This is a genomic window from Georgenia sp. G2120, from assembly GCF_055326485.1.
In genome coordinates this window covers 1-18,354 of record NZ_JBUZNL010000024.1, presented here as the reverse complement: position 1 = coordinate 18,354, position 18,354 = coordinate 1, and the positions used below count along the sequence as shown (strand labels likewise).

The following is an 18,354-nucleotide window of genomic DNA, read 5'->3' as shown; positions in this document are numbered from 1 at the left end:
TGAACCGCCCTGGATCTCCTGGAGGGTGCTGATCTAGCAAGGGAGACTGATCCCCATGTCAGCACCGAGGAGATACGACGGTGAGTTCCGGGAGCGGGCGGTGCGGATGTACCGCGAGAAGCTCGGCGAGGGCACCGAGTCGAAGCTGGGAGCCCGCAAGCACGTCGGCTCGCTCCTGGACGTGAACCCCGCAACGCTGCGGAACTGGATCGAGGAGGCCGAGCACGCCAGCGGCGCCCGGCCCGCGACCACTCGCTCGAGTGAGTCCGAGGAGGTCCGCGCGTTGAAGAAGCGCGTGGCCGAACTCGAGCGGGCGAACGAGATCCTCAAGACCGCGTCAGCGTTTTTCGCTCAGGCGGAGCTCGACCGCCGACTCAAGTGATCGTGGCCTACATCGACACCTACAGGGACCGGTTCGGCGTCGAGCCGATCTGCGCCGTGCTGTCCGTGCACGGGATAAAGATCGCGCCGTCCACCTACTACGCCCACAAAGCCCGTCCTGTGAGCCAGGCGCTGTTGGAGGAGGCCTACCTCGTCAACGCGCTGGTGACGCTGCACCGGGAGAACTGGGGCGTGTACGGGGTGCGCAAGCTCTGGCATGCCGCCCGCCGCGCCGGCTTCGATGTTGGGCGCGACCAGGTCGCCCGGCTCATGGCCATCGCCGGGATCACCGGCGCAGTGCGGGGACGACACCGCACCACCACGACTCGGCGGTCGGCCCAGGCGCCACGTCACCCCGACCTGGTCAAGCGCGGCTGGCACGTGCCTACTGCGACCGACCAGCTGTGGGTGGCCGACTTCTCCTACGTGTGGACGCTGACCGGGTTCGTCTACGTCGCCTTCGTCGTGGACGTCTACTCCCGCCGGATCCTGGGCTGGCGAGTCGCAACGAGCATGCGGACCTTCCTGGTCACCGACGCCCTACGTCAGGCGATCGACGTGCGTCACCGCGCCGGAGCCCACTGGGAACACGGCCGGCTCGTCCACCACTCCGATGCCGGGTCGCAATACGTATCGCTGGCGCTGACCGCCGAGTTGGCCCAGGCCGGCATCGCCGGATCCATCGGCACCGTCGGCGACGCACTGGACAACGCGCTGTGCGAGTCGACGATCGGACTGTTCAAGACCGAGGCGATCAACGACGGCGGCCCGACCTGGAAGAACCACGCCGAGGTCGAGTGGCAAGTCGCCCGCTGGGTCCACTGGTACAACCACGACCGCCTCCACTCCTCAATCGGGCAGCTGCCACCCGTTGAGTTCGAACACGCTCACCGGCAGGCTACGACCGTGACCCCCGAACCGGAGGTCGCGTAACCAACCACCCTCCGGAAGATCCAGGGCGGTTCAACGCGCGCGTGTCGAGCAAGGACCAGAATCTCGCGCGACAACTCGAAGCTCTTGGGGAGGTCGACCGACTGTTCGAGGAGAAGCAATCCGCCGCCGGCCGGGCGGATCGCCCGGCGCTTGCCGATCTGATCCGCTACGCACGCTCGGGCGACCAGGTGGTCGTGTCGTCGATGGACCGGCTAGCGCGTTCGGTGGTCGACCTGAACCAGCTCGTCACCGAGCTCGTCGACAAGGGCGCGGCGGTCGCGTTCATTAACGAGCGGGTGAGCTTCGAGCCTGGGGCCAGCGACCCGTTTGCCGAGTTCCAGCTCAACGTCATGGGGTCCTTCGCCCAACTGGAGCGGGCCATCAGCAAGGAGCGCCAAACCGAGGGCATCCGTGCCGCAAGGGCCCGGGGAGTGTACAAGGGCCGGGCGCGAAAACTGACCGTCGAGCAGGTGGTCGAAGCGAGAAGCCTCATCAGCGATGGGATCCCGAAAGCGGAGATCGCTCGGCGGCTGGACGTTGACCGGTCGACTCTGTATCGCGCTCTCGCGCGGCAGCCGGACCGAACGTGAGGCGGTGTTCGCCACCCGCTGCGGCGGTAGGGCTCTAGGCGACGTAGGGAGCCGGCATTTCGGTGGCCTGTAGGTCCTCGGTCTTGGAACGCGCGAGGGGGAGTGGCTATCGCCGGGTCTTGTTCCGTCCGAGCGACGCCCGGCCTGGCCAGGCCGGGCGTCGCTCCTGGGCAGGTCACGCTGAGGTGGGCACCATCTCGACGGTTCGATCGCGCTGGCTGAGTTCGCGGAGGCCGGCGACGCCGATGGGCTCGGCTGGGAGGAGCGGTAGAACGGCGCACCGCTCGGCGGTGGCAAGGACCCGCTCGAGCTCTGCGCGTTCGTTGCCTGCGCGCTTGAGGAGCAGGGCGTTGGTGGTCTGTGCGGCGGTGAGGGAGTTGTTGATGACCCATCCCCAGGGCTCGATGCCTGCGCGCCTGAGGTCGTCCTGAAGGTGGGTCGCTTCGAGAACCGGTGTGGTCTCGGGCAGCGTGATCACGACGACCTTGGTGTGCTCGGGGTCCTGGAGGCGCATCATCGGGGTGGTGACGTTGTTGCTGTCGCCCATCTGTCGCACGACGTCGCGGTGGTAGGAGCCGGTCGCGTCGAGCAGGAGGAGGGTGTGCCCGGTGGGAGCGGTGTCCATGACGACGAAGCGCCGGCGCGCTTCGTTGACGGCCTGGGAGAAGGCCTGGAAGACGGCGATCTCTTCGGTGCACGGCGAACGCAGGTCCTCCTCGAGCGCGGCCCGGCCGGCCTCGTCGAGCGCCGCACCACGGTTCCGAAGCACCGTCTCGCGGTACGTGCGCGTGGCCTCGTCCGGGTCGATGCGCGAGACCTGGAGCCCGTCCACCGCCTCGTCGAGCGTGTCAGCCAGGTGCGCGGCCGGATCGGTCGTGGTGAGGTGGACGTCGTGCCCCCGTTCGGCGAGCGCGACGGCGACTGCCGAGGCGATGGTGGTCTTGCCGACCCCGCCCTTGCCCATGAACATGAGCAGGCCGTGGTCCTGCTGCGCGAGCTCGTCGACGAGGGCTTCGAGGTCGTCGGTGCCGGCGGGAAGTCCGGCCGGGACCTGCTCGATGGGTGCCTCTCGGCTGGTACTGGCCTCGTCGAAAAGTCTGGTGAGCGCGTCGAGGCCGACCAAGTTGTCGGCCCTGAGCGGAAGGAGATCGGTCGGGAGGCCGCGCAGCGCCTTGGGCAGGTCGTTCAGCACGGCCTGTTCGCGGTCGTGGACGGCGCGTGCCAGCACGTCGCCGTCGCCCGGGGGCGGCAGCACAGCGTTGACGACGAGGTGCTGCTGACGCAGACCGAGCTCGGCAAGCTCCCCGTGGGTTCTCGCGATCTCGGTGACAGCGCCGGTCTGCGGCCTGGCGACGAGCACGAGACGGGTGCGTGCCGGGTCGCCGAGAGCGTCGACGGCTTCGGCGTAGGTCGAGCGTTGGCGCTCAAGGCCGGAGAGCGGCCCCAGGCACGACGCATCCCCCTTGCCCTCGTCGAGGTAGTCCGTCCATGACCCGGGAAGCTGAAGCAGACGGATCGTGTGGCCGGTCGGGGCGGTATCGAACACGACGTGGTCGAACGCGGCGGTGGTCTGCGTGTCGGTGAGCAGGCCGGTGAACTCGTTGAACGAAGCGATCTCGGTGGTGCACGCCCCCGAGAGCTGTTCCTCGATGAGATCGACCTCGGGCTCGGGCAAGATGCCCCTCACGGGCCCGACGATGCTCTCCCGGTAGGTGGTCGCGGCCTCCTCGGGGTCGATCTCGAGCGCGGACAGGCCGGGCACGGCGGCGATCTCGGTGATCGTGTTGCCGATCGCCGTGTCGAACACCTGACCCACGTTGGAGGCCGGGTCGGTGCTCACCAGGAGCACCGACCGTCCGGCCCGGGCGAGGTGCATCGCACTGGCACAAGCGATCGACGTCTTGCCGACGCCGCCCTTGCCGGTGAGGAACAGGTAGCGGGGGGCGTCGGTGAGGAAGGTCGGGATCATTAGAAGCCTTTCAGGAGCTCTGGTCGAGTGTCGGGGCAGCGAGGGACGGCGGTTCAGCAGCCGGTGGATCCGCCGCCGCAGCAGCCGCCGCTGGCCGGGACCATCGACAGCTCGGGCCGCCCGCCGGGCGCCGGAGCGGCGGTCTCCTCGCCCTCGATGCCGGCCCAGCGGGCGAGCTCTGCACGGGCGGGGTAGGCGCCCGTCCGTGCGACGGTGCCGTCCACGAGCACGAGCGGGAGCTGCTCGGAGCCGGAGACCTTGAGGAACTGCAGGACCTGGGGATTCTCGGCGAAGGCCTGTGCCTCGCTGCCGAGGTTGAAGCGGTTCACGGTGGCTCCCTGGTTCTTGAGCCAGTCCACATCGGCCGAGAAGCTCACCAGCTCCTGCGGGACGTCGGGACCGCACACGCCCGTGCTGCAGCACATGGCCGACTCGTAGACCTCGATGGTGCTCATGATGACTCCCTAGATGGATCGAGATTGATCGATGCAAGGACAAGCGTAAGCCCTTAGATCGACTGTTGTCGATTCACGGGCCATACTGGGAGCATGACGAACCCGACGACGTTGGCTGCTCCGCTCGCCGCGGCCGACGACTGCTGCCCGGTAGTGGTGCGTGAGCACGTAGTAGTCGAGGAAGTGGCCGCCCTGAGCAGGGCGTTCAAGGCCCTTGGTGACCCGACCAGGTTGCGTCTCCTTGCCAGTATCGGCGGACACCCTGGGGACAGCGCCTGCGTCTGTGACCTGACCGAGCCGCTCGGGCTGAGCCAGTCGACCGTCTCCCACCACTTGAAGGTCCTTCGTGAGGCCGGGCTGATCGAGGGGGAACGCCGAGGTACCTGGGTGCACTACCGCCTTCTGCCCGGAGCGCTGCGCGAGCTCGGTGCCGCCCTGAGTGACGCTGCGAACCACGCGTTGCCTGGTGAGCCCAGCTCCTGACGCGCAGCGCCTGGCCCCGGACGCGTACCACTTGACTGAACCCAACCATCTCAGCCATCATTGACTCAATGGATACTGAGGCGCTTTCGCAGAGGGTGGGGCTCCACTCTGCTCTTGCCGACGCCGCCCGGTTACGGATCGTCGACACACTGACCCTGGGGGATGCCGCGCCCTCCGAGCTCGCACGAAGCATCGGCATGCCGTCCAACCTGGTGGCGCACCACCTGGCGGTCCTCGAGCGCGCGGGCATCCTCGCGCGGAAGAGGTCCGAGGGCGATCGCAGAAGGAGCTACGTCCAGCTCGTCCCTGGCGCGCTCGACGTCCTATCGCTCCGGCCGGCCCGTGTGGTCCCACGCGTGCTGTTCGTCTGCACCCACAACTCCGCCCGTTCTCACCTCGCGGCTGCCCTGTGGCGGCGGGCGAGCGCAGTGCCGGCGGCTTCGGCCGGCACGCACCCGGCCGATCGGATCAACCCGTCCGCGGTCGCCACCGCCGACCGGCACGGCTTGCACATGCCGTCGACCACCCCGCAGCACATCGACGCAGTACATGCCCCGGATGACTTCATCGTCAGCGTCTGCGACCGGGCGCACGAGGAGCTCGACATCCCGATCGACATCCACTGGTCCGTCCCGGAGCCCGTCGGCACGGGATCGAACGAAGCCTTCGAGGCGGCCTATGACGATCTCGCTCACCGGGTCACGAGCCTGGCCCAGGTCCTCGATCCAGCCTGACTGTCAGCACGTCCAGCCACCCCAAGGAAGTCACCACATGAGCAAGCAGCCCAGCGTCATGTTCGTCTGCGTCCACAACGCCGGGCGGTCCCAGATGGCCGCCGGATACATGAGCGCCCTGTCTGACGGCCGGGTCGAGGTCCGGTCGGCCGGCACCATGCCGGCGGAGCAGATCAATCCCGTCGCCGTGGAGGCGATGCGCGAGGAGGGTATCGACATCACCACCGCGCGTCCGAGGGTCCTGCAGGCCGACGAGGTCCAGTCCTCCGACGTGGTGATCACCATGGGTTGCGGGGATGAGTGCCCGTTCTTCCCGGGCGTGCGTTACGAGGACTGGCCCCTGGCCGACCCGGCGGGCCAGGGGATCGACGCCGTGCGCCCGATCCGCGACGAGATCCGCGGCCGCGTGGAGGTTCTCCTCGCCGAGCTCCTGCCCGTCAAGGCGTGATCCCCGTGACCACAGCTGCCGCTACGGCGGACGTCCGCGACGTCATCATCATCGGCTCCGGCCCTGCCGGCTACACAGCAGCCATCTACGCGGCCCGCGCCGAGCTGCGCCCGCTGGTCATCGCCGGCGAGCTCGACGCCGGCGGTGCGCTGATGAACACCACCGAGGTCGAGAACTTCCCCGGATTCCCCGACGGAATCATGGGACCCGACCTCATGGACAAGATGCAGACCCAGGCCGAGAAGTTCGGAGCCGAGGTCGTGTACGCCACTGCCACATCGGTGGACCTCACCGGCCCGGTCAAGACCGTCACCACCGACGAGGCGACCTACCGCGCACGAGCAGTGATCCTCGCCAACGGCTCGGCCTACCGAAAGCTCGGGCTCGACGGCGAGGAGCGGCTGACCGGCCGCGGAGTGTCCTGGTGCGCGACCTGCGACGGGTTCTTCTTCCGCGGCCAGGAGATCGCCGTCGTGGGCGGGGGTGACAGCGCCGTGGAGGAGGCCACCTTCCTGACGAAGTTCGCCGACAAGGTCTACCTCGTCCACCGCCGCGACAGCCTGCGCGCATCGAAGATCATGGCGGACCGCGCCCTGGCGAACGAGAAGATCCAGCTGGTCTGGAACAGCGAGGTCACCGAGATCCACGGTCAGGACAAGGTCTCAGGACTCACCCTCCGCGACACGGTGACCGGCCAGACCCGCGACCTGCCCGTCACCGGCCTGTTCGTCGCCATCGGTCACGACCCCCGCACAGCCGTCCTCGACGGCCAGGTCGAGCTCGACGAGGACGGCTACATCCTCACAGCCGCGCCCACGACCACCACCAACCTCCCCGGCGTATTCGCGTGCGGCGACGCTGTCGACCACACCTACCGGCAGGCGATCACGGCCGCGGGCACCGGCTGCTCCGCAGCGCTGGACGCCGCGCGCTATCTCGCCAACCTTCCTGTGCTCACCCCCGAGCCCACTGCCTCCGAGCTCGCGCTCACCCACTGAGAGGACCGACATGAGCAACGTTCCCGACATCACCGACGCCACCTTCGACGCCACGGTCCTCGGCTCCGAGGGGCCGGTCCTGGTCGACATCTGGGCCACCTGGTGCGCCCCGTGCCGCCGCACGACCCCGATCATCGAGGAGCTCGCCGCCGAGCACGGCGAGAAGATCCAGTTCGTCAAGGTCGACGCCGACGCCAACACCGAGACGGTCACCAGGTACGGCGTCACCTCCATCCCCACCTTCAACCTGTTCGTGGGCGGCGAGCTCGTCAAGAGCCTCACGGGGGCGCGGACGAAGACCCAGTTCCTCGAGGAGCTCGCCGAGTACCTCTGACCCGGGGGCCGACACGCGGGCCCGACCGCGACCACCCCCGGCGACAGGGACGAGGAGATCGCCCGTATGATCGACCGTGATGAATCAGTCCACCGAGCAGGCGCCCCGCGGTCAGACACCGGCGCCCGCTCCCGCCCCGAGCAGCCCGGTCCAGGCCGTCCTCGGTCGCGAACAGGCCGAGGCCACGGCCAGCATGCTGCGCGTGGTCTCCGACCCGAGCCGGCTGCAGCTGCTCAGCCTCATCCAGAACGCACCGAACGGCCACGCACGGATCACCGACCTGACGGTGGCACTCGGGCTCAGGCAGCCAACCGTGACCTACCACGTCAAGGTGCTCGTCGAGGCCGGGGTGGTCCGCCGAGAGGCGCGCGGCCGCGAGGTGCTCCTCTCGATCGTTCCCGATCGTTTGACGACGATCTCCGACCTGCTGCGGTAGTTCCCGTTCCTCTGCCCCGGAGTCGAGATGGTCATTGAGCCGTCTCTGTCACGCCAGGTCGAGGCCATGGCGAAAGCGGTCCGGGTGCAGCTGCTCTCCCGCATCATCCGTGACGCCGACTGGGAGGTCGCCGCCGAGCGGCTGGTCGGCCCGGGCGGTGAGGTGGAGCAGATTGAGGAGCACCTGCTCGACATGTGCCGCACCGGTGTCCTCGACTGCCGGCCGGCTCCGGACGGTCAGTGGCTGTTCTCTCCCACGCATGACGGCCTCGTTCGGTTCGGAAGCGTCGCCCTGGAGGACGTGCAGGAGATCCCAGCACCGCCGACCCGCGCGCACGAGCGCCAGCTCGTGCGCACCTCGGTCGCACTGGCCGAGCAGTACCGCGGGGTCTTCGCTCCCGAGACCGTTGAGAAGTACGTGCGGGAGAGCTACGCGCTCCTGGCGTCGCGCGCCAGCATCCGCACCCACCTCCCCGTCCTCACGCAGCGGTTCGCCGCCGACCGGCTCGGTGCGCTCGCCCAGGCCGAAGGGCTCGTCCGACTACCGGGCCTGGACATCCTTTTCGTCTGCGTGCGCAACGCCGGACGGTCCCAGATCGCGGCGGCCGTCCTCCGCTCGCTCATCGGTGACCGCGCCCGCATCCGTACAGCCGGCTCAGCGCCGGCAGCACGCATCGACCCCACGGTCCGCACGGTCCTCGAGCGACGTGGGCTGCCCCTGGTGACAGAGTTTCCCCGGCCACTCACGGACGAGATCGTGCGTGCCTCCGACTACGTCGTCACGATGGGCTGCGGCGACGCGTGCCCGATTTACCCCGGCCGGCAGTACCTCGACTGGCCGGTCGCCGACCCGGCGAACCAGCCGATCCACGTCGTGGAGGTGATCGCCGACGACATCACGGCGCGGGTCACGGGGCTGGTCGAGAGTGCGGCGGTAGGTCGCTGAGAGCCGGCGAGCTCATGCGGTAGCCGACCCCGCGGATGGTCTGTATCGGGTGGCCGGCACCGGCCTCCGCCAGGCGCTGGCGCAGGCGCGCCACCGTGGTCATGAGCGTGGCGTCGGAGACGCTCAGGCCGGGCCAGCCGGCTCGCCGGAGCTCTTCTGTGGCCACGACCTCGTCCGCACGCTCGGCCAGCGCGAGGAGAAGGCTGAACTCTCGCGGCGCGACGTGCACGCGCTGGCCGCCAAGGACGAGCTCCATGCTGGTGGGCTCGAGGGTGAGCGCGCCGACATGCAGGACGGACAGGTCGGACTTCCTGGCGGGAAGCTCGCGGACAGCGTCAAGCAACGTGTCGAGCCGATAGGGCAGGTCCACGACCGGGCGTCCGCCGGCAGCGATGATCGGCGCCGCGTCGTCCACCGCTTCGGTGCGCAGTGCGACCAGCACGGGCATCGCGAACTCGGAGCGAAGTAGCGTCACCAGGCGCACCGCGTCGCCGATCGGGGTGGTGACCGACAGGACGACGGCGTCCGGCCGGTGCTCGGCGATGTGCACCAGTGCGTGCAGGACGTCGCCGTGGAGTGTGACCTCGAGGCCGCCGGCCGCGAGCTCGGACAGAATCGGGGAGGATGTGTCCAGGTCCGGGTCCACCAGCACGATCGACCGTGCGCTGGTCCGCGGCCACTGCCTGCCCGCCGTGCGTCTCGTCGTTGAGTCCACGAGGATGGTCATGTCTCTCCTGTCAGCCGAAGCGCCCAGAGATGTAGTCGTCGGTGCGGGAGTCCCGCGGGTTCTCGAAGACCTGCACGGTGGGGCCGTGCTCGACGAGCACGCCGGTCCTGTCGCCCCCGGTCTCGTCCGGGGACGAGGTGAAGAAGGCCGTGCGGTCCGAGACCCGGGCGGCCTGCTGCATGTTGTGGGTGACGATGATGATGGAGTACTTCTCCTTGAGCTCGGCCATGAGGTCCTCGATGGCACCGGTGGCGATGGGGTCGAGCGCCGAGCACGGCTCATCCATGAGGATCACGTCGGGCGTGGTGGCGATGGCGCGGGCGATGCACAGACGCTGCTGCTGACCGCCCGACAGGCTGAGGCTGGATTCCTTGAGCTTGTCCTTCACCTCGTCCCACAGTGCCGCCTGCCGGAGGCACGATTCGACGTGGGCGTCCATGTCGTTGACCTTCATCCCGGTCACCCGGGGGCCGTAGGCGACGTTGTCGTAGATTGATTTCGGAAACGGGTTAGCCTTCTGGAACACCATCCCGATGCGTCGGCGCACCTCGATGGGATCAACCCCGGGGGCGTAGATGTCGGCTCCTCGGTAGGTGATGGTGCCGCTGAGGTGGGAGCTGGGGATGAGGTCGTTCATCCGGTTGAGCGCTCGCAGCAACGTGCTCTTACCGATGCCCGACGGGCCGATCAGGGCGGTGATCTCGTTGTGCCCGAAGTCCAGGTCGACCCCCATGACTGCACGGAAGCTGCCGTAGTAGATGTCAAGGTCACGGGTGGTGATGATCGGCGCCGTGACGGTCTCGCTCACCTCACGGACGTCCGCGCCGTCGAGCGGCTCCTGTCCCTGGGCGTGCATCCGGACGTGGGGCATCTCGCCCTGGTCGTGCGCGGTCATCGTCACCACTCCTTCGTGAACTTGTTGCGAATCCAGATGGCGATCGAGTTCATGCTCAGCAGAACAACCATGAGGAGAATGATTCCGGCGAACGCGAGGATGCGGAACTCCTCCTGCGGACGCACCGCCCAGTTGAAGATCTGGACCGGCAGCACGGTGTAGTTGCCCTCGAAGAAGCCGTCGGGCGCGTAGGTGACGAAGACGGTGGCGCCCACGAGGAGCAGCGGGGCCGTCTCTCCGATGGCGCGCGAGATGGCGAGAATCGTGCCGGTGACGATGCCCGGGACGGCGGCGGGCAGCACCTGGTGCCAGATCGTGCGCCACCTCGTGGCACCGAGACCCATCGACGCCTGTCGGATCGTGGAGGGGACCGATCTGATCGACTCGCGTGCCGCGAGAATGATGGTGGGCAGGACGAGCAGAGCGAGAGTGAGCGAGGCGGCGTAGGCGACGAAGCCGAGATTCAACGGCCCGCGCACGATGAAGGCCAGACCCAGGATCCCGAAGACGATCGAGGGGACCGCCGCCAGGTTCTGGACGTTGAGCTCGATGAACCGGACATACCACTTGGTCTTGTCCGCGAACTCCTCAAGGTAGATCGCCGCACTCACGCCGATCGGGACCACCGTGACGATGAGTCCGGCCATCACGTAGATCGTCCCCCACAGTGCGGAGTTCATGCCCGAGGCCGAGGTGTCCAGCGAGGAGGGCATGTTGCGTACGAGGTTCCAGTCCAAGCGGGGCCAGCCCTCGACGAGAGCCTGCAGAAGTACCGCCAGCAGCATGGTCACCGCGATGAGGATGCACAGCAGCAGCACTGCCTGGAAGAGCGGCCCCTTCCATCGCCCGCCGCGGCTGTTGCCGGTAAGCAGCTGCTCGGTAGAAGCCGTGGCGGCATCGATGGCGATGCGGCTGCGTCGTGAGGATCTCATTCGTAGTGCTCCCGGAATCGCCGCACAAGAAGACTGCTGATGAGGTTCATCAGAAAGGTCATGACAAACAGAAGTGAACCGACGGCGAAGACCGTGTAGTAGGTGATCGTGCCGTAGGCGATGTCGCCCGTGGAGGACTGGCCGATGAAGGCCGTCATCGTGAGAATGGACTCGTTCGGCATGAAGGTGAGGTTCGGCGTCGCACCTGCTGCGATGAGCACGATCATCGTCTCGCCGATGGCGCGCGAGGCCCCAAGGATGAACGAGGCGACGATGCCCGAGAGCGCGCCGGGCACGATGACCCTGGTGGCGACCTGCATGCGCGTGCTGCCCAGACCGTAGGCGGCCTGCCGGAGACCCGAGGGAACGGCCGACATGGCGTCCTGGGAGATCGACGCGACGGTCGGGATGATCATGACCCCCATGACAATCCCCGCCGACGCGGCCGAGAAGATTCCCGGCGGGTTGCCGAAGTCGCCCGGGAGCCACGTCGGCCAGTACTCGCGCAGCAGCGGCGTCACGAAGGTGAGGGCGAAGAACCCGTACGCCACCGTGGGTACGCCCTCCAGTACCTCGAGGATCGGCTTGACGACCTTGCGGGCGCGGCGACCGGCGTACTCGCTGAGCCAGATCGCCGAACCGAGACCCGCGGGCAGGGCGATAAGCAACGCCCAGAAGGTGACGTTGAGCGTGCCGACCACGACATTCGCGACGCCGAAACCGGGGGGGTCGAAGGTAGGGGCCCACTCCTCCGTCGAGAAGAAGCGGTCGAACGGCACCAGGCGGAAGAACTCGATCGTCGGCCCCGCAAGCGCGACAACGATGCCGACCGTGACCAGGACCGAGAAGACCGCGCACAGGAAGAGCCAACCGACGATGGCCTTCTCCCCGAACCGTCCGCTCGACGGTGCCAGATCAACAGGTTCGACCTTGCGGTCGACCCCCGTCGAAGCCTGCGTGCTCATGCGGTCTCCCCGGTCCTGGTGTCGTGGCTCGCGTCAGATCACTCGCCGAGGAGCTCAGCGACGTCCGCCAGCTCCTGGTCCTTCTGCTCCTGCGTCAGCGGGATGAAGGTCGCGGCCTCGGCGATCGGGTCGCTGTTGGTGATGAAGAAGTCGACAAACGCACGGACCTCCGGACGCTCGAGCGCAGCGGCCGAGGGGTAGATGTACAGCTCGCGGCCGAGCGGGTTGTAGTCGCCCGCCTGGACGGTCTCCGCCGACGGAGCGACGCAGTCACCGGCCTCGTTCTCGACCTCGATGGCGCGCACCTGGTCGCCGGCCTCGACGACGAACGACAGCGGGATGAACCCCATGGCGCCCGTACCACCGGCCACGCCCGTGATGGCGGCGTTGTCGTCCTCGCCGATGTTGTTGTAGTCGGTGCGGATGACGCCCTCCTCACCGTTGATCGCCTCGGTGAAGTAGTCGAACGTCCCGGAGTCGCTGCCCGCGCCGTAGAGATCGATCGCCTCGTCCGGGAACTCGGGGTCGACGTCGCTCCAGCTGTTGACCTCGGAGTCGCGGGTCCAGATCTGGGAGAGCTCGTCGACCGTGAGGCAGTCGACCCAGTCGTTCTCCGGGTTGACGACGACGGCGAGACCGTCGTTGGCGACAGTCAGCTCCGTGTACTCGACACCCGCCTCCTCGCACGCCGCGATCTCCTCCTCCGAGATCTGCCGCGAAGCCATCGAGATGTCGGTCTCCTCGTTGCAGAACTTCTCGAACCCGCCGCCGGTACCGGAGGTGGCGACCGAGACGCGCACGTCGGGGTTTTCCTGCATGAACAGCTCGGCAGCCGGCTCCGTCAGGGGAGTGACCGTCGACGAGCCGTCGATGGCGATGTCACCAGACAGGTCACCGCCACCGTCGGCCGAAGTGTCAGCAGCACCTTCGGACGAGGTGCCGCCATCGTCGGCCGAGGTCTCGGCCTCCGAGTCATCGCCACCGCAGGCAGCAAGTGTCACCATCAGGCTGACGGCGCCGATCGCCGTCAGGACCTTGCGGCGAGGAAGTGCAGACATGGACATCTCCGTTCACGTTCGGAAGCAGGATCGATGCCCGACCCCACGGCTGTCATAGAAGACGATCTATGTAAACTCTCGATGAACGCGGCGCGTCGGAGCGCTTAACATTGATGACGATCTATGCGTGCGTGATTGTCGCGTCACCGCAACGTGGTCGAGTTGCCTCCTGGCCGGGGTCCCTGGTCGGCCTGCTGACGAACACTCTGGGAGGCGTGGCAACAAGAGCGCGCTGACCGCCACCGCGATGAGTGCGGGTGTCGTGGGAGTGGCAACGACCAGGGGCGCTGAATGCGACGCGGTCGGCATCGTCCGTGCCAGGGGGAGCAGCCAGGGCGGCGCGGCGCACCGTCGAGGGGCCTACGCGTGGTTCCCATTGTTCGCGGGTCTGGTTGCTGCGGGCGCGTTGGACGGTCGTCGCGTGCGGCGCGAGCGCGTCGTGGGTGGCGTGGGAAGGCCCGCTTTGCGGAGTTCTCCGGTTGACCATCCGCCGGCCAGGGCGGCCTTGTGTGCTGCTGCGTAGTCGAGCTCGGTCTGGACCAGCGCTTCCTGTGCGGTCGCCTGCGCGGCTGCGGCTTCGAGTAGATTGAACCGTGGGTCAACCAGGTTCGCTCGAGTTGCTGACGCTCGCTTGGTCGTGGTGGTGCTGCTCGGTTGGGTGTACCCCAACAAGACGAGGGTAGGCGGCTGCGGTGGGGCTACTCGTTGTGCTGCTCGGGGACGTTGATCAATCGCGCGAAGGGCGGCTGGCTTCCGCACGCCGAGCGTCGGTGCTGGTTGTGGTGGTCCAGCCATGCCTCGAGGTCATCACGCCATTCATGCACCCGGCTGAGCGCCCTTCGCGTCCTACCCATGACTGCCTCCTCAGGACTTCACGAGGCGAGTGATGGCCGCGGAGGCTTCCTTGATCTTCTCGTCGGCTTCCGGACCGCCAGCCTTGGCGGCTCCGACGACGCAGTGCGTGAGGTGGTCGTCCAAGAGGGCGAGGGCGACGTTCTCCAAAGCGGAGGTGACGGCGCTGATCTGGGTGAGGATGTCGATGCAGTAGGTGTCCTCATCGATCATGCGGTGGATGCCGCGGGCTTGTCCCTCGATGCGCTTGAGCCGGGCAAGGTAGCGGTCCTTGTCACTGATATAGCCATGGTCAGCTTCGATTGCTGGCGTGGTGATGGTGTCCATCGTGTCTTCTCCTGATTCGTGCGGTATCCGCTGCGGCAGCAGATGGGTGCTCATTCGGACGTGGCCTGGTCAAGGATCTTGGCCGTGCTGGCCGCGGGAGTGAGGTCGAGACGGCGGAGCAGCTGGGCGTTGAGCGCGACGACGACGGTCGAGACCGACATCAGGATCGCGCCGATGCTCATCGGTAACACGAACCCGATCGGTGCGAGCATGCCGGCGGCCAGGGGCACCGAGATCAGGTTGTAACCGGCGGCCCACCACAGGTTCTGCTTCATCTTCCGGTAGCTGGCGCGGGAGAGTTCGATGACGGAGAGCACCGAGCGCGGGTCGGAGGAGGCCAGGATGACTCCGGCGGAGCCGATGGCGACGTCGGTGCCGGCACCGATGGCGATGCCGACGTCGGCCTGGGCGAGAGCAGGGGCGTCGTTGACGCCGTCGCCGACCATGGCGACCTTCCTGCCTTCGTCCTGGAGTTCGGCGACCTTGGCAGCCTTGTCCTCGGGCCGCACTCCGGCGAAGACCCGGTCGATGCCGAGTTCCTTCGCGACCGTGTCCGCGACGGCCTGGGCGTCACCGGTGATCATCACCACCTGAGCGCCCGCAGCGTGCAGGGCGTCTACAGCATCGCGGGATTCCGGGCGGATCTCATCGGCCAGCCGCAGCGCACCGATGACCTCACCGTCGGCCAGGACGTGGAGGATGATCGCGCCCTCCTCCCGCCACTGGTCAACGATGGCCAACTCGTTCAGCCCGTGCTGGTCGAGCAGGTAGGGGCCGCCGACCTCGACCACCGAGCTATCGATGGTCGCCTTTACCCCGACCGCCGGGGAGGAGGAGAAGTCGCGCGCCTTCGCGACTGGAAGCTCGCGGGCACCGGCTGCGCCGATGATGGCCTTGGCCAGGGGGTGCTCGCTGTCGGATTCCGCCGCTGCGGCCAATGCCAGCACATCGTCGGCACTGCGGCTACCGGCAGGTTCGATGGCGGTCACAGTGGGCTCACCCTTGGTCAGCGTGCCGGTCTTGTCGAACAGCACAGCATCCACGGTGCGCATCGATTCCAGGGCGAGCCGGTCCTTGATCAGCACGCCGCCGCGGGCCGCACGCTCGGTGGCGATGGACACCACGAGCGGGATCGCCAGACCCAGCGCGTGCGGGCAGGCGATCACGAGCACGGTGACGGTGCGCACGACCGCAGATTCCGGAAGCCCGATAAGACTCCAGACGACCGCGGTGATCAATGCGGCGCCGAGGGCAAACCAGAACAGCCAGCCGGCGGCGGTGTCGGCGATCCGCTGCGCGCGCGAGGACGACGCCTGGGCGTCGGCGACGAGCTTCTGGATGCCCGCCAAGGCGGTGTCGTCACCGATGGCGGTGACCTCGACGCGCAGCCCGGAGTCGGTTGCCACGGTGCCGGCGACAACCTGCTCACCGGACTCGCGCCGGACCGACTTGGACTCGCCGGTGACCATGGACTCGTCCATGCTCGCCGACCCGTCGACGATCCTCCCATCGGCGGGCACCGCGGCGCCCGGGCGGACGATGACCACGTCGCCGACGATGAGGTCGCCGGGAGCGACCTTCACGACCTGATCGCCGTCGACCTTCTCGGCCTCATCCGGAAGGAGCGCTGCTAGCGAGTCGAGGGCGGACGTGGTCTGGGCCAGGGACCGCATCTCGATCCAGTGGCCCAGCAGCATGATGACCACCAGCAGGGCCAGTTCCCACCAGAAGTTCAGCTCATGGTCCAAGATTCGCAGGCTCGCGCCCCAGGACGCGATGAACGCCACCGTGATGGCCAGGCCGATGAGCAGCATCATGCCGGGCTTGCGGGAGCGGATCTCGCTGACGGCACCGGTCAGGAACGGCCAGCCGCCCCAGAAGTACATGACCGTGCCCAGGATCGGCGAGACCCACCAGACCCATTCGGCCTCGGGCAGCTGGTAGCCGATGAGGTCGGCGAACATGTCGTTGAACCCAACGACGGGCACGGCGAGGACGAGCATGATCCAGAACAGGCGCCGGAACTGACCGACGTGGTCTCCGTGCCCGGCATGCCCGGCGTGACCCCCGGGGGCTTCGTGATCCGCGTGGTCGTGGTGACCTGCATGACTGTCATGCGTGCCCTGGTCGTGTGCATCGTGCGTGCTGTGGTCGTGCGCCTGGCCGTCGTGCGTCGCGGTCTGTGACGCTGTCGGGTGGTCCTGGCTCATGCTGGTTTCTCCTTCCTGCGCCCCTGACCGTTCCTGGTTCTCCGGGGCGGCGGTCCCGCTCACCCCAGACTGGGGTCGGGGCGAGCGGGACCGGTCGAATGTGCTTATGCGGCGACGTAGCGTTCGGGGGCGGCGTCGAAGAGCGGCCCGCAGGAGGCGCAGCACAGCCAGTACCGCTGCCCGTTGTAGTCGCGGGCGAGTCCGGCTTCCTCGGCCTCGGACTTGATCACCGCGGTGCCGACCATCACGGGGCACTCGGTGATCTCGTCGGCCCCGACGCTGGCCAGGCTCTCCGTCGTGGGCTGGTGGCTGTGGCAGCCTCCGCCCTGCGGTGCTTCGTGGTGGTTGTGGTGCTCATGTGCGGTCATCGTGTGTTCCTTTCCTGTGGTGTTGATGCCGGTGTCAGACGTGGACGGGTGGGTCTGCTGCACGGGTAGGTGACACCTGATCTGTGGTGCCGGAAGGTGCTGCTGGAAGGATGTCGATCGTGCCCAGACCTCATCCGAAGGAGTTCCGCGACGATGTCGTGGCCGTGGCCCGCCGCGGGGACGCTCCGATCAAGGACATCGCCAAAGACTTCGGGATCAGCGAGTCCTGTCTGCGTAACTGGTTGCAGGCCTCTGACGTCGAGGACGGCAATCGCCCCGGTGTGACTCGGAGCGAGTCGGCCGAGCTGCGCGAAGCGAAGAAACGTGTCCGCCTGCTCGAACAAGAGAACGAGGTTCTGCGCCGTGCGGCGGCCTACCTCTCGCAGGCGAACCTGCCGGGAAAATGATGTACCCGCTCGTGAGAGAGCTCGCCAGCGACGGGATCCCTGTCGCGGTGACGTGCCGGGTCCTCAGGCTCGCCCGCCAGCCCTACTACCGGTGGCTCGCAGACCCCGTCAGCGACCGCGATCTCGAGCAGGCCTACCTGGCGAACGCCCTGTTCGACGCTCATCGCGACGACCCCGAGTTCGGGTATCGCCTGCTGGCAGACGAGGCCCGTGAAGCGGGCCACGTCGCGTGTGATCGCACGATCTGGCGGACATGCCGGGACAACCGGTGGTGGAGCGTGTTCGGCAAGAAACGAGGCAAGAACGGGAAACGGCCCGGCCCGCCGGCCCACGACGATCTCGTCGAACGGGACTTCACCGCGGCCGCTCCCAACGAGCTGTGGCTGACCGATATCACCGAGCACCCCACCGGCGAGGGCAAGATCTATCTCTGCGCGGTCAAGGACGTCTACTCGGGACGGATCGTGGGGTACTCGATCAGCGACCGCATGAAGGCCCGTCTCGCGGTTGACGCCCTGTCCTCTGCGGTCGCCCGACGCGGCGGTGACATGGCTGGGTGCGTCGTGCACTCGGACAGAGGCTCTCAATTCCGGTCCAGGCGCTTCCTGGCCGCCCTGCGCCGCCACGACCTCGTGGGCTCGATGGGGCAAGTCGCCTCCGCGGGAGACAACGCCGCGATGGAGTCCTTCTTCTCGCTCCTGCAGAAGAACGTCCTCGACCGTCGCCGCTGGGCCACCAGGGCCGAACTGCGGATCGCGATCGTGACCTGGATCGAACGGACCTACCACCGCCGCCGGCGCCAGGACCGACTCGGTCGTCTGACCCCCATCGAGTACGAGACCATCATGACCACTCAGATCGCACTCGCGGCCTGAGAACACCTGTCACCTACTCGTGCAGCAGACCC

General features: G+C 67.7%; 20 protein-coding genes and 1 other annotated feature. Of the genes, 10 read left to right on the top strand and 10 right to left on the bottom strand.

Features of this window, described 5'->3' with window-relative positions; genetic code table 11:
• Nucleotides 1–55 precede the first annotated feature (55 nt).
• Nucleotides 56–1,314 (top strand): IS3 family transposase gene (locus ACZLMO_RS16535; RefSeq protein ID WP_425713425.1). Its coding sequence is split into 2 segments (ribosomal slippage): nucleotides 56–350 and nucleotides 350–1,314, totalling 1,260 coding nucleotides; the frame shifts between segments, so codons are not numbered across the junction.
• Nucleotides 340–471: a sequence feature (AL1L pseudoknot), on the top strand. Its footprint overlaps the gene before it by 132 nt.
• Nucleotides 1,315–1,355: 41 nt before the next feature.
• A complete protein-coding gene (locus ACZLMO_RS16530; RefSeq protein WP_463654365.1) occupies nucleotides 1,356–1,904 on the top strand; it encodes a recombinase family protein in 549 nt (182 codons plus the stop codon).
• Between the two features lie 175 nt (nucleotides 1,905–2,079).
• On the opposite strand, the gene arsA is transcribed toward ACZLMO_RS16530, so the two are convergent.
• Both arsA and arsD read right to left on the bottom strand, forming a co-directional pair.
• On the bottom strand, nucleotides 2,080–3,873 hold the full coding sequence (gene arsA, locus ACZLMO_RS16525) for an arsenical pump-driving ATPase (RefSeq protein WP_463654364.1): 1,794 nt from the start codon (nucleotides 3,871–3,873) through the stop codon (nucleotides 2,080–2,082).
• Between the two features lie 53 nt (nucleotides 3,874–3,926).
• Complete coding sequence (arsD, locus tag ACZLMO_RS16520) at nucleotides 3,927–4,328, bottom strand: arsenite efflux transporter metallochaperone ArsD (RefSeq protein ID WP_463654363.1); 402 nt, start codon at nucleotides 4,326–4,328, stop codon at nucleotides 3,927–3,929.
• A gap of 93 nt (nucleotides 4,329–4,421) precedes the next feature.
• On the opposite strand from arsD, the gene ACZLMO_RS16515 reads away from it, so the two are divergent.
• The 7 genes from ACZLMO_RS16515 to ACZLMO_RS16485 all read left to right on the top strand — a co-directional run bounded on the left by ACZLMO_RS16515 (nucleotide 4,422) and on the right by ACZLMO_RS16485 (nucleotide 8,706).
• Nucleotides 4,422–4,811 carry an ArsR/SmtB family transcription factor gene (locus ACZLMO_RS16515; RefSeq protein ID WP_425708798.1) on the top strand — a complete coding sequence of 130 codons (390 nt, stop codon included), beginning with the start codon at nucleotides 4,422–4,424 and terminating at the stop codon, nucleotides 4,809–4,811.
• A 68-nt stretch (nucleotides 4,812–4,879) separates the two neighbouring features.
• The gene (locus ACZLMO_RS16510) at nucleotides 4,880–5,545 is read left to right on the top strand and encodes an arsenate reductase/protein-tyrosine-phosphatase family protein (protein ID WP_425710276.1); all 666 of its coding nucleotides are present in this window, start codon (nucleotides 4,880–4,882) and stop codon (nucleotides 5,543–5,545) included.
• A gap of 37 nt (nucleotides 5,546–5,582) precedes the next feature.
• Nucleotides 5,583–5,993: an arsenate reductase ArsC gene (locus tag ACZLMO_RS16505; RefSeq protein WP_425710277.1), complete on the top strand. Its 411-nt coding sequence runs from the start codon at nucleotides 5,583–5,585 to the stop codon at nucleotides 5,991–5,993.
• Between the two features lie 5 nt (nucleotides 5,994–5,998).
• Nucleotides 5,999–6,991, top strand: a complete 993-nt coding sequence (trxB, locus tag ACZLMO_RS16500; RefSeq protein ID WP_463654362.1) for a thioredoxin-disulfide reductase — start codon at nucleotides 5,999–6,001, stop codon at nucleotides 6,989–6,991.
• Nucleotides 6,992–7,001: 10 nt separating this feature from the next.
• Complete coding sequence (trxA, locus tag ACZLMO_RS16495; protein WP_425713405.1) at nucleotides 7,002–7,325, top strand: thioredoxin; 324 nt, start codon at nucleotides 7,002–7,004, stop codon at nucleotides 7,323–7,325.
• 79 nt (nucleotides 7,326–7,404) lie between these two features.
• Nucleotides 7,405–7,761, top strand: a complete 357-nt coding sequence (locus tag ACZLMO_RS16490) for an ArsR/SmtB family transcription factor (protein WP_425713406.1) — start codon at nucleotides 7,405–7,407, stop codon at nucleotides 7,759–7,761.
• A gap of 66 nt (nucleotides 7,762–7,827) precedes the next feature.
• A complete protein-coding gene (locus ACZLMO_RS16485) occupies nucleotides 7,828–8,706 on the top strand; it encodes an arsenate-mycothiol transferase ArsC (RefSeq protein WP_425713407.1) in 879 nt (292 codons plus the stop codon).
• On the opposite strand, the gene ACZLMO_RS16480 is transcribed toward ACZLMO_RS16485, so the two are convergent.
• The 8 genes from ACZLMO_RS16480 to ACZLMO_RS16445 all read right to left on the bottom strand — a co-directional run bounded on the left by ACZLMO_RS16480 (nucleotide 8,669) and on the right by ACZLMO_RS16445 (nucleotide 17,040).
• Nucleotides 8,669–9,433 (bottom strand): winged helix-turn-helix domain-containing protein, encoded by a 765-nt coding sequence (locus ACZLMO_RS16480; protein ID WP_463654361.1) that lies wholly within the window; start codon nucleotides 9,431–9,433, stop codon nucleotides 8,669–8,671. The genes ACZLMO_RS16485 and ACZLMO_RS16480 overlap by 38 nt on opposite strands.
• Before the next feature lie 10 nt (nucleotides 9,434–9,443).
• The gene (gene pstB, locus ACZLMO_RS16475) at nucleotides 9,444–10,328 is read right to left on the bottom strand and encodes a phosphate ABC transporter ATP-binding protein PstB (RefSeq protein WP_463654360.1); all 885 of its coding nucleotides are present in this window, start codon (nucleotides 10,326–10,328) and stop codon (nucleotides 9,444–9,446) included.
• Between the two features lie 2 nt (nucleotides 10,329–10,330).
• Nucleotides 10,331–11,260, bottom strand: a complete 930-nt coding sequence (pstA, locus tag ACZLMO_RS16470) for a phosphate ABC transporter permease PstA (protein WP_463654359.1) — start codon at nucleotides 11,258–11,260, stop codon at nucleotides 10,331–10,333.
• Nucleotides 11,257–12,225: a phosphate ABC transporter permease subunit PstC gene (gene pstC, locus ACZLMO_RS16465; RefSeq protein WP_463654358.1), complete on the bottom strand. Its 969-nt coding sequence runs from the start codon at nucleotides 12,223–12,225 to the stop codon at nucleotides 11,257–11,259. Before pstC ends, pstA begins: the two co-directional genes overlap by 4 nt.
• 38 nt (nucleotides 12,226–12,263) lie before the next feature.
• Entirely contained in the window at nucleotides 12,264–13,283 is a 1,020-nt protein-coding gene (locus tag ACZLMO_RS16460) for a PstS family phosphate ABC transporter substrate-binding protein (RefSeq protein WP_463654357.1), read from the bottom strand.
• Between the two features lie 864 nt (nucleotides 13,284–14,147).
• Nucleotides 14,148–14,462 carry a metal-sensitive transcriptional regulator gene (locus ACZLMO_RS16455; protein ID WP_425713413.1) on the bottom strand — a complete coding sequence of 105 codons (315 nt, stop codon included), beginning with the start codon at nucleotides 14,460–14,462 and terminating at the stop codon, nucleotides 14,148–14,150.
• A 50-nt stretch (nucleotides 14,463–14,512) separates the two neighbouring features.
• Nucleotides 14,513–16,672: a heavy metal translocating P-type ATPase gene (locus ACZLMO_RS16450; RefSeq protein ID WP_425713414.1), complete on the bottom strand. Its 2,160-nt coding sequence runs from the start codon at nucleotides 16,670–16,672 to the stop codon at nucleotides 14,513–14,515.
• A gap of 104 nt (nucleotides 16,673–16,776) precedes the next feature.
• Entirely contained in the window at nucleotides 16,777–17,040 is a 264-nt protein-coding gene (locus tag ACZLMO_RS16445; protein ID WP_463654356.1) for a hypothetical protein, read from the bottom strand.
• 119 nt (nucleotides 17,041–17,159) lie between these two features.
• Between ACZLMO_RS16445 and ACZLMO_RS16440 the strand changes: the two genes are divergently transcribed.
• A protein-coding gene (locus ACZLMO_RS16440) for an IS3 family transposase (RefSeq protein WP_463653749.1) occupies nucleotides 17,160–18,322 on the top strand; the annotation gives its coding sequence in 2 pieces (ribosomal slippage) (nucleotides 17,160–17,438 and nucleotides 17,441–18,322; 1,161 coding nt in all).
• Nucleotides 18,323–18,354: the final 32 nt, after the last annotated feature.

What these genes read in the sequence shown, in the direction of transcription:
- ACZLMO_RS16505 (WP_425710277.1), top strand. Translation starts at nt 5,583, where the DNA reads ATGAGCAAGCAGCCCAGCGTCATGTTCGTCTGCGTCCACAACGCCGGG.
- ACZLMO_RS16450 (WP_425713414.1), bottom strand. Translation starts at nt 16,672, where the DNA reads ATGAGCCAGGACCACCCGACAGCGTCACAGACCGCGACGCACGACGGC.
- trxA (WP_425713405.1), top strand. Translation starts at nt 7,002, where the DNA reads ATGAGCAACGTTCCCGACATCACCGACGCCACCTTCGACGCCACGGTC.
- arsA (WP_463654364.1), bottom strand. Translation starts at nt 3,873, where the DNA reads ATGATCCCGACCTTCCTCACCGACGCCCCCCGCTACCTGTTCCTCACC.
- ACZLMO_RS16510 (WP_425710276.1), top strand. Translation starts at nt 4,880, where the DNA reads ATGGATACTGAGGCGCTTTCGCAGAGGGTGGGGCTCCACTCTGCTCTT.
- ACZLMO_RS16455 (WP_425713413.1), bottom strand. Translation starts at nt 14,462, where the DNA reads ATGGACACCATCACCACGCCAGCAATCGAAGCTGACCATGGCTATATC.
- ACZLMO_RS16485 (WP_425713407.1), top strand. Translation starts at nt 7,828, where the DNA reads ATGGCGAAAGCGGTCCGGGTGCAGCTGCTCTCCCGCATCATCCGTGAC.
- pstC (WP_463654358.1), bottom strand. Translation starts at nt 12,225, where the DNA reads ATGAGCACGCAGGCTTCGACGGGGGTCGACCGCAAGGTCGAACCTGTT.
- ACZLMO_RS16480 (WP_463654361.1), bottom strand. Translation starts at nt 9,433, where the DNA reads ATGACCATCCTCGTGGACTCAACGACGAGACGCACGGCGGGCAGGCAG.
- pstA (WP_463654359.1), bottom strand. Translation starts at nt 11,260, where the DNA reads ATGAGATCCTCACGACGCAGCCGCATCGCCATCGATGCCGCCACGGCT.
- ACZLMO_RS16515 (WP_425708798.1), top strand. Translation starts at nt 4,422, where the DNA reads ATGACGAACCCGACGACGTTGGCTGCTCCGCTCGCCGCGGCCGACGAC.
- pstB (WP_463654360.1), bottom strand. Translation starts at nt 10,328, where the DNA reads ATGACCGCGCACGACCAGGGCGAGATGCCCCACGTCCGGATGCACGCC.
- arsD (WP_463654363.1), bottom strand. Translation starts at nt 4,328, where the DNA reads ATGAGCACCATCGAGGTCTACGAGTCGGCCATGTGCTGCAGCACGGGC.
- ACZLMO_RS16460 (WP_463654357.1), bottom strand. Translation starts at nt 13,283, where the DNA reads ATGTCTGCACTTCCTCGCCGCAAGGTCCTGACGGCGATCGGCGCCGTC.
- ACZLMO_RS16445 (WP_463654356.1), bottom strand. Translation starts at nt 17,040, where the DNA reads ATGACCGCACATGAGCACCACAACCACCACGAAGCACCGCAGGGCGGA.
- ACZLMO_RS16490 (WP_425713406.1), top strand. Translation starts at nt 7,405, where the DNA reads ATGAATCAGTCCACCGAGCAGGCGCCCCGCGGTCAGACACCGGCGCCC.